The organism is Photorhabdus sp. RM322S (genome assembly GCF_042879395.1).
GTDB classification, from domain to species: Bacteria; Pseudomonadota; Gammaproteobacteria; order Enterobacterales; family Enterobacteriaceae; genus Photorhabdus; species Photorhabdus khanii.
The window spans coordinates 1-15,359 of the sequence record NZ_JBHFKW010000039.1 but is presented as its reverse complement, the minus strand read 5'-3'; the positions used below and the strand labels follow the sequence as shown (position 1 = coordinate 15,359).

Sequence of the window (15,359 nt, the reverse complement as noted above, 5' to 3'; positions counted from 1 at the left end):
GCTTAAGTATAGCGCCAGCAAGGGTAGCCTCCAACCGTTGTTAATCATCCGTGCGAATCTCTGTGCAGAGATCCCTTTATCATCGTGTTATAATTTTCAGAATACGCTTACAGGTAGCCCATTTTTAAAAATTGAGCAGAGACAATGTTTGATAATTTAACCGACAGACTATCGCGCACATTGCGCAATATCAGTGGCCGTGGGCGACTGACTGAAGACAATATTAAAGAGACACTGCGCGAAGTTCGCATGGCTTTACTTGAGGCTGATGTCGCATTGCCTGTAGTGCGTGACTTTATTTCGTGCGTTAAAGAGAGCGCGGTAGGTCACGAAGTTAACAAAAGCCTTACCCCCGGACAGGAATTTGTCAAAATTGTTCAGAATGAACTGGTTAAGGCGATGGGAGAAGTTAACAGTGAACTGAATCTCTCTACTCAGCCTCCGGCTGTCGTATTGATGGCAGGTTTGCAAGGTGCAGGTAAAACGACCAGCGTTGCTAAACTGGGTAATTTTCTGAAAGGAAAACAAAAGAAAAAAGTTTTAGTGGTATCTGCTGACGTCTATCGTCCGGCCGCGATCAAACAGCTTGAAACGTTGGCGCAGGCAGTCGGTATTGATTTCTACCCTTCTGATGCTCAGGAAAAACCGGTCGATATCGTGACTAAAGCTGTACAGCACGCCAAGTTGAAATTCTATGATGTGCTGTTGGTGGATACTGCTGGTCGTCTGCATGTTGACGAAGCCATGATGGATGAAATCAAACAGGTTCATGAAGTCATTAATCCAGTGGAAACCCTGTTTGTTGTTGATGCTATGACGGGCCAGGATGCTGCGAATACAGCAAAAGCTTTCAATGAAGCATTGCCACTGACGGGTGTGGTGCTGACTAAAGTCGATGGTGATGCTCGTGGCGGTGCTGCTCTGTCTATTCGCCATATCACCGGTAAGCCAATTAAATTCCTGGGTGTTGGTGAAAAAACTGATGCACTGGAACCTTTCCACCCGGATCGTATTGCCTCTCGAATTCTTGGGATGGGAGATGTTCTTTCGCTGATTGAAGAGATTGAAAGTAAAGTCGATCGTACCCAGGCGGAAAAGCTGGCTTCTAAACTAAAAAAAGGTGACGGTTTCGATTTAAATGATTTTCTGGACCAGCTTAAGCAGATGCGCAATATGGGCGGTATGACCAGCATGTTAAGCAAAATGCCGGGAATGTCTCAGGTGCCTGATGCAGTAAAATCCCAGATGGATGATAAAGTGCTGGTGAAAATGGAAGCTATTATAAATTCCATGACGCGTAAAGAGCGGGAAAAACCAGAAATTATCAAAGGCTCCCGTAAGCGCCGTATTGCCAGTGGTTCCGGTACCCAGGTTCAGGATGTTAACCGCCTGCTTAAACAATTCGACGAAATGCAGCGCATGATGAAGAAAATGAAGAAAGGCGGTCTGGCGAAAATGATGCGTGGCATGAAAGGCATGATGCCACCCGGATTTATGGGCCGTTAACTGATAAAGTCTCGAAGAATATCCACTTTGGATTGCTTTTTGCGTCAAAGTGAGTAAACTTTTCGGGCTTTTTATCTGACAGCCGGACTTCATTCCTCGATGGAGTCTGGTTGTTTTGTTAACTAATGAGGATGTTATGGTAACAATTCGTTTAGCTCGTGGCGGCGCAAAAAAGCGTCCGTTTTATCAAGTCGTAGTGACCGATAGCCGCAACCCGCGTGATGGTCGCTTTATTGAGCGCGTTGGCTTCTTCAACCCTATTGCAACAGGGAAAGCAGAAGCTCTGCGTTTAGATCTGGACCGCATTGAACATTGGGTGGGTCTGGGTGCAACTGTGTCTGATCGTGTTTCTTCACTGATCAAAGACGCTAAAAAAGCAGCTTAATCTGTCGCGGTGGTAACTATGAGCAAGCAAACCAGCCTTGAACTTCCTGTGAGTCCAATCGTATTGGGGAAACTGGGTTCAACTTATGGTATTCGTGGTTGGCTCAGAGTTTTTTCTTCCACCGAACATGCCGAAGACATTTTTGAGTATCAACCGTGGTTTATCCAACGGGCAGGTCAGTGGCAATACATCGAACTGGAAGTCTGGAAACACCACAATCAGGATATGATCGTCAAAATTAAAGGTATTGATGATCGGGATGCTGCGAATTTACTGATTAATTGCGAAATTACCGTAGATTCAGCGCAACTACCGGAACTGGATGCGGGTGATTACTACTGGAAAGACCTGATGGGTTGCCAGGTAGTAAGCACTACAGGTTATAGCCTGGGTACTGTCAATGACATGATGGAAACCGGTTCTAATGATGTAATGGTAGTTAAAGCAAGCCTGAAAGATGCATTCGGTGTCAAGGAACGGCTGATTCCGTTTCTTGATGGGCAGGTTATCAAGAAAGTCGATCTCGCTACTAAAACTATTGAAGTAGATTGGGATCCTGGTTTTTAAACTCCGGTTATAAACGGTTTAAATGAGTGGGACGCTGTAATGTGGATTGGGGTTATTAGCCTGTTTCCTGAAATGTTCCGCGCAATAACCGATTATGGGGTAACTGGCCGGGCAGTAAAGAATGGCCTGTTAAGTATTGAATGCTGGAATCCACGGGATTTTACCTACGACCGGCATCGTACTGTTGACGATCGACCTTATGGCGGTGGTCCAGGCATGTTGATGATGGTTCAGCCTTTACGGGAAGCTATTCATGCAGCAAAAACTGCGGCAGGCGAGGGTGCAAAGGTGATTTATCTTTCACCTCAGGGGCGCAAACTCAATCAACAAGGAGTTTGTGAGCTGGCAACAAATGAGAAACTGATTCTGATTTGTGGCCGCTATGAAGGGATAGATGAGCGGGTTATTCAAACTGAGATTGACGAAGAATGGTCTATCGGTGATTACGTGCTCAGTGGTGGTGAAATTCCTGCAATGACCATGATTGACTCTGTTTCCCGGTTCATTCCGGGAGTTCTGGGGCATCAGGCATCGGCTGAAGAAGACTCTTTTGCTGATGGATTGCTGGATTGTCCGCACTATACCCGCCCGGAGGTACTAGATGGCATGGAAGTTCCACCCGTTCTGTTATCGGGGAATCATGCTGAAATTAATCGCTGGCGTATGAAACAATCGCTTGGCCGGACCTGGCTTAGAAGACCTGAACTTCTGGAAAACCTAGCTCTGACTGACGAGCAAAGGATATTGCTGGCAGAGTTCCAACGGGAACATCTAACTGAAGCAACGAATTAATCCAGACATATCCCAAAGGGAATGTCTTTGATATATCAGTTTACCTAGGGTAAGAGAATTATTATGAGCAACATTATTAAACAACTTGAACAAGAGCAGATGAAGCAAGACGTACCTTCATTCCGTCCGGGTGACACCGTGGAAGTTAAGGTATGGGTCGTAGAAGGTTCTAAGAAACGTCTGCAGGCATTCGAGGGCGTGGTTATCGCTATTCGTAACCGCGGTCTGCACTCTGCATTCACTGTTCGCAAGATTTCTAACGGCGAAGGTGTTGAGCGTGTATTCCAAACTCACTCCCCAGTCGTAGACAGCATTAGCGTTAAACGTCGTGGTGCTGTTCGTAGAGCTAAATTGTACTATCTGCGTGAGCGTTCTGGTAAAGCTGCTCGTATTAAAGAGCGTTTGAACAGCAAATAATACGCTTTCGTTACATCCGAAAGTTATCGTTGAAGAGGCCAGTAATTGCTGGCCTCTTTTTTTGTATTTTTAATTCATCAATGAACCACTCGGCAATATCTTATTATCTGACAGTAATAATCTTAAAGAAAATTATCTTGAGTATTTTAAAATGATTTCATGCATGACTAACTAAAATAAGGATTTATTTTGAAAACTATTCAACTACATAATAAAACAATGGCTTACCGAGATGAAGGAGAAGGTTTCCCGTTATTACTGGGGCATAGTTATTTGTTTAACTCTGATATGTGGGCACCACAAATCGAAGTTTTAAGTAAAAAATACAGAGTGATCGCTCCCGATTTGTGGGGACACGGAAATTCGGCGGAATTACCAGAGCAACATAAAACGTTGGCCGATTTGGCGAGAGATTACCTGGCGTTGATGGATCAACTTGGAATTAAAGAATTTGCTGTAATTGGTTTATCGGCTGGCGGTATGTGGGGGACTGAATTAGCCGCGATGGTACCGAACAGAGTTAAAGCATTAGTTCTGATGGATACCTTTGTGGGGCTAGAGCCTGAAGTTACTCATAAAAAATACTTTGCTATGTTGGATATGATAGAGCAGGCTGGCGCTATTCCGCAATCTCTCTTGCAACAGATAGTGCCAATCTTTTTCAGTCAGCAACCCGCGCAAAATTTGGTTGATGAGTTAACTCAGCGTTTGGTAACAATTCCTGCGGAAGTATTATGTAATAGCATTGTTCCGTTAGGGCGAATGATTTTTGGGCGTGAAGATAGGACTCATTTGTTGGAAAAATTAGATATTCCAGCTCTTGTTATCACTGGTGAACAAGATATGCCTCGTCCGCCCTTAGAAGGTTACTTGATGGCTGAAATACTTCGCTGTGATTATGTTGTTATTCAGGATGCCGGGCATATTTCCACATTGGAGCAACCACATAAAGTCAATCAGGAATTGGTCGCTTTTTTGCAGCAAGCTCTGTAGCGATTCTTTTAATGAAAAGGCCGGATTTTCCGGCCCTTAATATTGAGTTTAGTAAAGATCTACATAAATATTTTCGTCAGGATATAACCCATATATAAGAACTGGTGACACAGATTCCCTTCATAACGCCTTCTGGTAATAAGCATATAACTATTATATTGCTGGCTGTAGTATTATCATAAATTTTCTTAATTAATTAATGAAAATGGTGAGTTTGACATAACTTAATATTTTATTGGTATAATTCATTAATTTCATATAAGTAAATTGAGATAATTTAACTGAAATATAAAATACGATTGTTAATGTTATTTATTTTCAATAATAAAAACGAGATGAATATTTTGTTTTTACTTGATGATTTTAAATATAAATATACAAAATCAATGATAATAAAATATTAATTCTTGTGTTTTGATATTGATTTTTATTTGGATATGATAATTTTTTATAATGTGTTTTTATTTGGGATAATTTTAATATTATTAATAACTATCTGCATACATTTATAGGTTAGGTTAAAATTTCATTTTTGTAAATAAATATTTACACTATTTATATTTTATTTACACATTTGGATTGTATTCTTTACGATGCGTGATATGTTATTAGTCAAATACATAAAAATAAATTAACACAGAATGACAATTTGAGGAGATAACTGAAATGTTCATACAAAAAGATGCACTTAATAACGTTCACATCAGTGGTGAACAAATTCTTATAACTCCGGAAGAATTAAAACAACAATATCCACTCAGTGGTAATGATCTGCATGCTATTGCAAATGCACGTAAAATAATTGCTGACATTATTCAGCGTCGCGATCCCCGTTTGCTGGTCGTGTGTGGCCCTTGCTCTATTCATGACGTGGATGCAGCTTTGGATTATGCTCATCGTTTGGCCGTACTTTCTTCTGAATTAAGTGATAGTCTGTACATCGTAATGCGTGTTTATTTTGAAAAACCCCGTACAACAGTGGGTTGGAAAGGTCTTATTAACGATCCGTTCATGGATGGTTCATTTGATGTGGAAGCCGGTTTGCATATTGCCCGTCGTTTACTAATAAGCTTGGTTAAAATGGGATTACCTCTTGCAACAGAGGCTTTAGATCCGAATAGCCCGCAGTACTTAGGCGATTTGTTTAGTTGGTCTGCAATCGGCGCAAGAACGACAGAATCTCAGACGCATCGGGAAATGGCTTCAGGTTTGTCTATGCCGGTTGGTTTCAAAAATGGGACTGATGGTAGCTTAAGTACAGCAATTAATGCGATGCGTGCAGCTGCTATGCCACATCGTTTTATGGGAATAAATCAGTCAGGGCAGGTATGTTTGTTACAAACACAAGGGAATCCGAATGGACACATTATTTTACGTGGGGGTAAGACACCTAATTACAGCGCCGAACATGTAATGGAATGTGAACAGCAGATGATGAAGTCCGGATTATTGCCATCCTTGATGATTGATTGCAGTCATGGTAACTCTAATAAAGACTTTCGTCGTCAAAGCGTGGTTGTAGATTCTGTAGCAGAGCAGATTATTTCGGGTAACCAATCTATCACTGGGATTATGTTGGAGAGCCATATTAATGAAGGTAACCAATCTTCTGAACAACTTCGTAGTGGAATGAAATATGGTGTATCAGTGACTGACGCTTGTATTAGTTGGCAGACTACAGAAGCGGTTCTGAGAAAATTGCATCAGCAAATCAGTCCGCAATTGTCGCAAAGAATTACGATACTGAAAAAAGCAGGATAATAAGTATGGTGGCTGAGTTATCTCAATTACGGGACAAGATTGATGAAGTAGATAAAGCTTTGCTGGATTTACTGGCAAAGCGACTGGAATTAGTTGCAGAGGTCGGTGAGGTAAAAAGCCAGAATGGGTTGCCAATTTATGCGCCTGACAGAGAAACTGTGATGCTTGCTTCACGTCGGCAGGAAGCTGAAGATTTTGGTGTTCCACCGGATTTAATTGAGGATATTCTGCGTCGCATTATGCGGGAGTCTTATACCAGCGAAAATGACAAAGGGTTTAAAACTCTTTGCCCTCAATTGGGGTCGATAGTTATTGTTGGTGGCTTGGGCAAAATGGGGAGACTGTTTGGTCGTTTGTTAACTTTGTCTGGTTATGAAGTTAAAAATCTGGAATCACAAGATTGGCCTGACGCAGAGCAGATTCTGACTGGTGTGGGTATGGTCATTATCAGTGTTCCTATTCATCTGACAGAAGAGGTTATTCGCCGTTTACCCCCATTACCTGACCATTGTATTTTGGTGGATTTGGCATCTATTAAACAGAAACCATTACAAGCTATGCTTGATGTGCACAAAGGCCCAGTACTGGGGCTACATCCTATGTTTGGACCGGATGTCGGCAGCTTGGCAAAACAGGTTGTTGTTTACTGTGACGGACGCCAAGAGGAAGCTTATCAGTGGTTTTTGGAACAGTTGTTGATTTGGGGGGCTTGCCTGCATCAGATGGATGCTGAACAGCATGATAAAAATATGAGTTTTATCCAGGCGTTACGCCACTTCACGACGTTTGCTTATGGGCAACATCTCGCACAGGAAGGTACTGATTTACAACAATTGTTATCAATATCCTCACCAATTTACCGCCTGGAACTGATTATGGTGGGGCGATTGTTTGCGCAAGATCCTCAGCTTTACGCTGATATTATTATGTCATCACCAGAGAATATTGATCTTATACGTCGTTATCATCAAAGTTTTGGGCAAGCGCTTGAGATACTGGAAAGCCAGGATAAACAGGCTTTTGTCAGCAGTTTTAAAGATGTTAGTGAATGGTTTGGTGATTATGCGCTTCACTTTATGAAAGAGAGCAGAGTATTGCTTCAACAAGCGAATGATAGTCGTCAATAATTAAAAAGAACCGGATATTGAAATATCCGGTTCTTTTTAATCAGGATGGACTGACAGGAACTACACTTTCTGTTGGGTAACACCCCAATACTTTTAATGAGTGAGTCATTTCCGCTAAGGCTTTCAGGACATGTTGCATATTGATTGAACGAATATTAGCCTGAACATCAATGTAAAACATCTCTTCCCACGGATTTCCGCTAATCGGGCGAGATTCCAGTTTACTCATAATGATATTATGTTCTTTTAATACCATAAGTGCATCTACTAATGCTCCCGCTTGTTGCCCAGTAGCCATAATAAATGTCGTTTTGGATGGTACCTGTTCTGAAACCTCGATAGGCTGACGGGCAACGATAATAAAGCGGGTAATATTATGTGATTGATTTGCCAGATTTTGTTCTAGGACTTGTAACTGATAAAGCGCACCACCGGCTTCACTGCCTAAAGCTGCAATTTCTGGTGAATTCTGTTCAGCGACTTTTTGCATAGCTGCGGCGGTGCTTTCGCAATATTTAATTTTCCAATGCGGGAATTGATTAATATATTGACTGCATTGTTGGAATGGTTGAGGGTGACTGTAAACCGTTTTTATCTGTGATAGTTCTGTATTGCTTGCAACTAGCAGGCAATGGTTAATGGGAATCGTTATTTCTCCTACAATTGACAAACTGGTATGTTGCAATAAGTCATAAACATCATTGATAGAACCAGAACTGGTGTTTTCAATTGGTAATATTCCGTAATCAGCTTGTCCAGTTTCAACTAGGGAGAAGATATCCGGGAACTTATGACAACTGCATTCAACCAATTGATCAAAATGACGTGCTGCATATTGGCGGGCTGCGATATGGGAATAGGAACCACGAGGACCAAGGAATGCAATACGAGCTGAATCGTAGGGCGTTTGATTGAGGTGTTGCTGTAATAATGCTTGCTGAGTGAGTACAGAATCTTCGATGATCGTTTGAAACAGACGGGTGATATAGAAGCCATCAAGCCCGTGGTTTTTTCCTTTTTTAATTAGAACATCTAATAGTTCCCGTTCACGATCTTTGTCTCTGATGGGACGATTATTCTGTAATTTAGTTTGTGCAATATCAGAGGCTAATTGGCGTCGTTCTGCCAGTAAAATCAGTAACTTTAAATCAAGTTCGCCGACTTTTTTCCGTATTCTCAGCAAATTGTTTTGATCCATAATGAGTTCCTAATTGGTTATTCATATTCTGACAATAAGATGTTTGCAGTGGACAGAAAAAAGCCTCCCAATTGGGAGGCTTGCTGTTCGTCTTCTGGTTCTTTCTTCAAGGACGAAAGCCTCCCTTAGGGGAAGGTAAAAAAGAAGGAGAAGAAAAACAGGTTTGCATTCATCATATTTACAGCCCGTATAAACAATGTACCCTAATTAACCTTATGTTGTTGTTTCTGTCAATAAAAAAACGCGCTCAAATCGAACGCGTTAGAGAAAACCATTGTTATTTTATTGTTGTGTTTCTAGGTCAAGATTTAATTCTTTAACACTGTTATAAGTACGGCGAGCTTCTCCTTTGTGCTGTACTTTATTCAACTGACGTTCCAGTTTTGCTAATAATTCATTGATGGCAGCATACATATCTTCATGTTTTGCACCTGCAACTAGCGTGCCATTTGGTATACTTATGGTTGCATCAGCCATAAAAACCTGAGGGCCTTTTGATAGAATAATATGAGGATTTATCAGGTTTACTTGCCATTTATTCAGTTTACTCAGACGGTTTTCTACGTGGTTGCGAATTGCCGGGGTAATCTCCATTTGTTTGCTGGTAATATTCACTATCATATAGTTACCTCTCATTATTGATTATCCACCTTCAATAATTTCAGCATACATTTCTTTTTCATGAAAAAAGTGATCTAAATCACTTTTAATCAGATATGTGGCAAGTAGTTGAAGTAATTGTGATTAGCGATAAGAATGTGAAGAATATCTATTGCGGGATTAAAGCTTATGAGACATTATTGATAAGTTGAGTCTTTATTAACCCTCTTGATAAACAGTCCTTTTTTGTGTTTTATAAGTAAAAAATAAAACAGCAGCTGGAACTGCTGTTTTATTTTGTCTGTTTCTTTATACTGGATTAGCAGCAATGAGTTTTGCTACTTTATCTGCCTGAGCTGTTAAGCCCAAACGTGCATAAGCCTTTTCCATATAAAGCAGTGCCTTCAGGGTTGACGGTGTATCAGGATAATCTCGTAGCATTTGTTCCGCTCGATTTACCACCGCGACATAAGCGCCACGTTTGTTATAATATTCCACAACAGAAAGTTCATATTTCGCCAGGCGCTCTTTAATAAACACTAAACGCTTACTGGCATCGGCAGCATAGAGGCTGTTAGGATGATAACGTACTAATTGGCTAAAATCCCTGAATGATGCCCTGGCATGTTCAGGATCACGATCTGAGCGGTCAATGCCGAAGAAACTTTGCAGTGCGCTGTTATCCAATGTTTGTGAGGTTAATCCGCGCATATACAGAACATAATCAATGTTGGGGTGAGTTGGGTTTAGGCGCATGAAACGGTCAATGGAGGCTAATGCCATTGCCAAGTCAGAGGATTTATAATAAGCATAAATCAGATCGAGTTGTACTTGTTGTGAATAAGGGCCAAATGGATAGCGGTTATCGAGGGTTTCCAATTGCGAGATCGCAGCTTTATAGTTACCGTTTTGCAGTTTTTCTTGACCCTCGGAATAAATCTCCGAAGGTGGGCTGTCTGGGACAGCATTTTTACTACCAGAGCACCCGGCAAGTACCAGGCTCAATGTGGCTGCTGCCACCAGATGTTTTATGCGTATCATCACGTGTTGATTATCCTCTGAGTGTTTTTCTGGGAGACTATCCATGAAGCTCCCGGCAAAAGATCGAGTTACAATAGCACACTATATTAAATTAAACGGCTCTGCCGTCAAAACTCAACGTAAGTGTAGAAATAATATATGGCACAACAAATACGACTTAATACAACAGTCGCCGATTCTCAGCTCGGTCAACGTTTAGATCAGGCTTTGGCCGAATTGTTCCCTGATTATTCAAGATCACGCATAAAAGATTGGATCTTGGATGATAGAGTTCAGGTTAATGGCAAATTAATCAATAAGCCAAAAGAAAAAGTGCTGGGCGGTGAAGAAATCTCAATTGATGCCATCATTGAGGAAGATGCACGTTGGGAGCCTCAGAATATTTCGTTAGATATTGTCTATGAAGATGATGACATTCTGGTAATAAATAAGCCACGTGGTTTGGTTGTTCATCCCGGTGCGGGAAATCCAGACGGTACGGTATTAAATGCTCTGTTATATCGTTACCCTGAAATAGCCGATGTTCCACGGGCGGGCATTGTTCACCGCCTTGATAAAGATACGACAGGGCTTATGGTCATTGCTAAAACTGTTCCTGCTCAAACTCGTTTGGTGGAATCACTCCAACTACGCGAAATTACCCGTGAGTATGAAGCTGTAGCAACAGGTCGTATGACTGCTGGTGGAATAATTGAAGAGCCTATTTCGCGTCATCCGACAAAACGCACACATATGGCAGTACATCCGATGGGAAAACCTGCAATTACCCGCTATCGGGTGATGGAGCATTTCAGGGCACATACTCGTTTGCGTTTGCGGCTGGAAACGGGTAGAACGCATCAGATACGTGTCCACATGGCCCATATTAGTCACTCATTGGTGGGAGATCCTCTGTATGGTGGTCGTCCTCGTCCTTTGAAAGGCGCTTCCGATGAATTCCGCGATGTGATGCGCAACTTTGATCGTCAGGCATTGCACGCCACAATGCTACGTCTTTATCATCCGATTACCGGAATTGAAATGGAATGGCATGCTAACTTACCTAAAGATATGGTTATTCTGATTAATGCATTAAAAGCTGATGCAGAAGCGTTTAAAGACGAAATGGATTGGTAAATGACGTCGCTTATTTTTCCAGACTGGCCACAACCGACGACAGTAAAAGCCTGTAGTTCCACCCGTTTGGGAGGAATCAGTTTGTCGCCTTATGATAGTCTGAACCTTGGTAAGCATGTTGGCGATGAGCCTGATGTTGTTGAACAAAACAGGCATATTCTGGCTAAAGTGGCAGAATTGCCTCAACAGCCGGCCTGGTTAGAACAGGTCCATGGCACTCGTGTTGTAAGGCTTGATGGTCAGCCAGTGGAAGATAATAAAGCCGATGCTGTTTACACCAACATTCCCGGGCAGGTTTGCGCTGTGATGACAGCAGATTGCCTGCCTGTACTGTTTTGCAGTTCTGTTGGTAATGAGGTTGCAGCCGCTCATGCTGGTTGGCGTGGTTTATGCGCTGGAGTGTTAGAAAATACGGTTGCTCAATTTAAAACTAAGCCTGATCAGATTCAAGCCTGGTTGGGGCCGGCAATTGGCGCGAAAGAATTTGAAGTCGGTAGTGAAGTTATGGAATCGTTCATTGCACAGAATTCTGATCTAAGTAAAGCTTTTGTACCTTTTGGTGAGAAATATTTAGCAGATATATATTTGCTGGCAAAATTAAAATTGCAATCTGTTGGTGTAAAAGCGATTTTTGGCGGGATTGAGTGTACTGTCAGTAATAAAGGGAAATTTTTCTCTTATCGTCGTGATGGGATCACTGGACGTATGGCAACTTTAATCTGGCTGATATAACCTATCCCATAGGGCGATCCACTGGCGCATAAGAGAATGCCTCACAATTTGCTTTTCAGAATCACCTTGAATATTTGAGGAATGGCCTCATTTAATCTCCAGTAGCAAAATTCTGAAATCAGTATTGGAGGTGTTATGCGTCTGGATCGTCTTACTAATAAATTCCAGCTTGCTCTCGCTGATGCCCAGTCCTTTGCGCTGGGGCATGATAATCAATTCATCGAACCAATTCACTTGATGAGCTCACTGTTAAAACAAGAAGGTGGTTCTGTTCGTCCGTTATTAATGTTAGTTGGAATTGATGCAGGCCGTTTCAGCAACCAGCTTGAGCAGGCTTTAGAACGTTTGCCACGAGTACAGGGTGTTGGTGGTGATGTGCAACCATCTAATGACTTAATTCGTCATTTAAATCTGTGCGACAAACTAGCACAAAAAGCGGGGGATAATTTTATTTCCTCAGAATTATTTGTTCTGGCAGCGCTGGAAGAGCGTGGCACATTGAGCGACATATTGAAAACTGTCGGAGCAACAAAAGAAAAAATCATTAAGGCAATAGAACAAATGCGTGGTGGTGAAAAAATTAATGACCAAGGCGCGGAAGATCAACGCCAAGCTCTTAAAAAATATACCATTGATCTGACTGAACGTGCTGAACAAGGCAAACTTGATCCGGTGATTGGCCGTGATGAAGAAATTCGTCGCACTATTCAGGTATTGCAACGCCGTACCAAAAATAACCCTGTCTTGATTGGTGAACCTGGGGTTGGTAAAACTGCTATTGTCGAAGGGCTTGCTCAACGAATTATTAATGGAGAAGTTCCTGAAGGACTGAAAAATAAGCGGGTTCTTTCTCTAGATATGGGGGCACTGTTAGCAGGAGCTAAATATCGTGGTGAATTTGAAGAGCGATTGAAAGGTGTGCTGAATGATCTTTCTAAACAGGAAGGCAGTATTATTCTGTTTATTGACGAATTACACACTATGGTTGGTGCAGGTAAAGCTGAGGGGGCAATGGATGCCGGTAACATGCTGAAACCTGCTCTGGCCCGCGGTGAACTTCACTGTGTAGGTGCAACTACATTGGACGAATATCGCCAATATATTGAAAAAGATGCTGCACTGGAGCGTCGTTTCCAAAAAGTCTACGTTGCAGAACCTTCAGTGGAAGATACCATCGCTATTTTGCGTGGTTTGAAAGAACGTTATGAACTACATCATCATGTACAGATTACAGATCCTGCGATTGTCGCGGCAGCAACATTATCTCACCGTTATATCTCAGATCGTATGTTGCCGGACAAAGCTATCGACCTGATTGATGAAGCCGGTGCCAGTCTGCGTATGCAAATGGACTCAAAACCTGAAACGCTGGACCGTCTGGAACGTCGGGTTATTCAATTAAAGCTGGAACAGCAGGCACTGAGAAAAGAATCTGATGATGCGAGTAAAAAACGGCTTGAAATGCTTAATGAAGAGCTGATTGAAAAAGAACGGGAATATTCTGAACTGGAAGAAGAATGGAAAGCTGAGAAAGCTGAACTTACTGGTACTCAGAATATAAAAGCAGAACTGGAAAATGCCCGTATCAGTCTGGAACAAGCACGCCGTAGTGGTGATTTAGCGAAGATGTCTGAAATTCAGTATGGGAAAATACCTGGATTGGAGAAGCAGCTTGCCGCAGCCACACAAGCTGAAGGTAAGCCAATGAAACTGCTACGTAACAAAGTTACTGATGCGGAAATTGCTGAAATTCTTGCTCGTTGGACGGGTATTCCGGTTTCCAGAATGCTTGAGAGTGAAAAAGATAAGCTGCTGCGCATGGACCAAGAATTGCACAAACGTGTTATTGGTCAGGATGAAGCGGTAGATGCGGTATCCAATGCGATTCGCCGTAATCGGGCTGGATTATCTGACCCAAACCGGCCGATTGGTTCATTCTTGTTCCTTGGCCCAACCGGAGTCGGTAAAACTGAGTTATGCAAAGCTTTGGCTAATTTCCTGTTTGACAGCGATGATGCAATGGTGCGTATCGACATGTCTGAGTTTATGGAAAAGCATGCAATATCACGGTTGGTGGGGGCACCTCCAGGATATGTCGGTTACGAAGAAGGCGGCTATCTGACAGAGGCTGTTCGTCGTCGACCTTACTCTGTCATTTTGCTTGATGAGGTGGAAAAAGCGCACCCGGATGTTTTTAACATTTTGTTGCAGGTATTGGATGATGGTCGGTTGACTGATGGGCAAGGTCGTACTGTCGATTTCCGTAACACGGTTGTGATCATGACTTCTAACCTGGGTTCGGACATGATTCAAGAGCGTTTTGGTAGCCTAAATTATGGCGAAATGAAAGATATGGTGATGGAAACTGTTAACCATCATTTCAGACCGGAGTTTATTAACCGTATTGATGAAGTTGTTGTGTTCCATCCATTAGGACGTCGGCATTTGTCAGCAATTGCAAATATTCAATTGCAACGTTTGTACAAGCGTCTGGAAGAGCGTGGCTATCAGGTTACTATTACTCAGCAAGCGTTGGAAATGCTAGGAGAAGCTGGGTTCGATCCTGTGTATGGCGCACGACCATTGAAACGAGCTATCCAGCAGGAAATCGAAAACCCATTAGCTCAAAAGATACTTTCCGGTCAGCTATTACCAGGAAAACCAGTTACTCTGGATGTGGAAAATAGCCATATAGTGGCAAAACAATAACTTTATACTTAACTGAAGATAATAAAGAGGTAGGAAACTGCCTCTTTTTTTGCCATTTTGTGCAAGGAGTCGCAATTCAGCACTGTTTTCGCTTGATTTGTGAGCGGTCGGATTGTTTTTGTAATTAAACGCTTGCCAGCGCCGAAGAACCCCCTATAATGCGCCACCACTGACCGACACAACGCTGACAAAACGTGTGAGGCCAGGCAGAGCAACGTGAATAAGCGCTTGACTCTGCGGGCGAAAAGCGTAGTATACGCAGCCCGGCTGAACCAGAATGTTATTTTTTAGTTCAGCCTGCTCTTTAATAATTAATCAGACAATCTGTGTGGGCACTCACAAGACCGTATCACAAAAAAATACACTAAGTCTTGAAGAGTGAACAACAGTTGATTCATGACGAATGAACAGTAAA

The 15,359-nt window shown here is 42.2% G+C and carries 14 protein-coding genes and 1 other annotated feature; of the genes, 11 read left to right on the top strand and 3 right to left on the bottom strand.

Annotated features, from left to right (window positions below; all coding sequences use genetic code 11):
- The first annotated feature begins 144 nt into the window (after nt 1-144).
- From ffh to tyrA, 8 genes are all read left to right on the top strand, one after another.
- The gene (gene ffh, locus ACGF63_RS18585) at nt 145-1,506 is read left to right on the top strand and encodes a signal recognition particle protein (RefSeq protein ID WP_036850132.1); all 1,362 of its coding nucleotides are present in this window, start codon (nt 145-147) and stop codon (nt 1,504-1,506) included.
- Between the two features lie 136 nt (nt 1,507-1,642).
- Nucleotides 1,643-1,891 (top strand): 30S ribosomal protein S16, encoded by a 249-nt coding sequence (gene rpsP / locus ACGF63_RS18580; protein WP_036850135.1) that lies wholly within the window; start codon nt 1,643-1,645, stop codon nt 1,889-1,891.
- 18 nt (nt 1,892-1,909) lie between these two features.
- Entirely contained in the window at nt 1,910-2,458 is a 549-nt protein-coding gene (rimM, locus tag ACGF63_RS18575) for a ribosome maturation factor RimM (RefSeq protein WP_387632604.1), read from the top strand.
- 39 nt (nt 2,459-2,497) lie between these two features.
- Nucleotides 2,498-3,250, top strand: coding sequence for a tRNA (guanosine(37)-N1)-methyltransferase TrmD (trmD, locus tag ACGF63_RS18570; protein WP_152963943.1), 753 nt, complete (start codon nt 2,498-2,500; stop codon nt 3,248-3,250).
- Nucleotides 3,251-3,313: 63 nt separating this feature from the next.
- Entirely contained in the window at nt 3,314-3,667 is a 354-nt protein-coding gene (gene rplS, locus ACGF63_RS18565) for a 50S ribosomal protein L19 (RefSeq protein WP_021325982.1), read from the top strand.
- 189 nt (nt 3,668-3,856) lie between these two features.
- Nucleotides 3,857-4,660 carry an alpha/beta fold hydrolase gene (locus tag ACGF63_RS18560; RefSeq protein ID WP_036850143.1) on the top strand — a complete coding sequence of 268 codons (804 nt, stop codon included), beginning with the start codon at nt 3,857-3,859 and terminating at the stop codon, nt 4,658-4,660.
- A 666-nt stretch (nt 4,661-5,326) separates the two neighbouring features.
- Entirely contained in the window at nt 5,327-6,421 is a 1,095-nt protein-coding gene (locus tag ACGF63_RS18555; protein ID WP_152963944.1) for a 3-deoxy-7-phosphoheptulonate synthase, read from the top strand.
- A gap of 5 nt (nt 6,422-6,426) precedes the next feature.
- Entirely contained in the window at nt 6,427-7,548 is a 1,122-nt protein-coding gene (gene tyrA, locus ACGF63_RS18550; RefSeq protein ID WP_036850149.1) for a bifunctional chorismate mutase/prephenate dehydrogenase, read from the top strand.
- A 40-nt stretch (nt 7,549-7,588) separates the two neighbouring features.
- On the opposite strand, the gene pheA is transcribed toward tyrA, so the two are convergent.
- The 3 genes from pheA to bamD all read right to left on the bottom strand — a co-directional run bounded on the left by pheA (nt 7,589) and on the right by bamD (nt 10,387).
- Entirely contained in the window at nt 7,589-8,746 is a 1,158-nt protein-coding gene (gene pheA / locus ACGF63_RS18545) for a bifunctional chorismate mutase/prephenate dehydratase (RefSeq protein ID WP_152963945.1), read from the bottom strand.
- Nucleotides 8,747-8,800: 54 nt separating this feature from the next.
- Nucleotides 8,801-8,920 (bottom strand) — a sequence feature (Phe leader region).
- A 108-nt stretch (nt 8,921-9,028) separates the two neighbouring features.
- Nucleotides 9,029-9,367: a ribosome-associated translation inhibitor RaiA gene (gene raiA, locus ACGF63_RS18540; RefSeq protein ID WP_152963953.1), complete on the bottom strand. Its 339-nt coding sequence runs from the start codon at nt 9,365-9,367 to the stop codon at nt 9,029-9,031.
- Between the two features lie 288 nt (nt 9,368-9,655).
- Nucleotides 9,656-10,387 (bottom strand): outer membrane protein assembly factor BamD, encoded by a 732-nt coding sequence (bamD, locus tag ACGF63_RS18535; RefSeq protein ID WP_036850313.1) that lies wholly within the window; start codon nt 10,385-10,387, stop codon nt 9,656-9,658.
- Between the two features lie 138 nt (nt 10,388-10,525).
- On the opposite strand from bamD, the gene rluD reads away from it, so the two are divergent.
- The 3 genes from rluD to clpB all read left to right on the top strand — a co-directional run bounded on the left by rluD (nt 10,526) and on the right by clpB (nt 14,944).
- Entirely contained in the window at nt 10,526-11,503 is a 978-nt protein-coding gene (gene rluD / locus ACGF63_RS18530; protein ID WP_036850154.1) for a 23S rRNA pseudouridine(1911/1915/1917) synthase RluD, read from the top strand.
- Nucleotides 11,504-12,235 (top strand): purine nucleoside phosphorylase YfiH, encoded by a 732-nt coding sequence (yfiH, locus tag ACGF63_RS18525; RefSeq protein WP_152963946.1) that lies wholly within the window; start codon nt 11,504-11,506, stop codon nt 12,233-12,235.
- A 135-nt stretch (nt 12,236-12,370) separates the two neighbouring features.
- Nucleotides 12,371-14,944 (top strand): ATP-dependent chaperone ClpB, encoded by a 2,574-nt coding sequence (gene clpB, locus ACGF63_RS18520; protein ID WP_152963947.1) that lies wholly within the window; start codon nt 12,371-12,373, stop codon nt 14,942-14,944.
- Nucleotides 14,945-15,359: the final 415 nt, after the last annotated feature.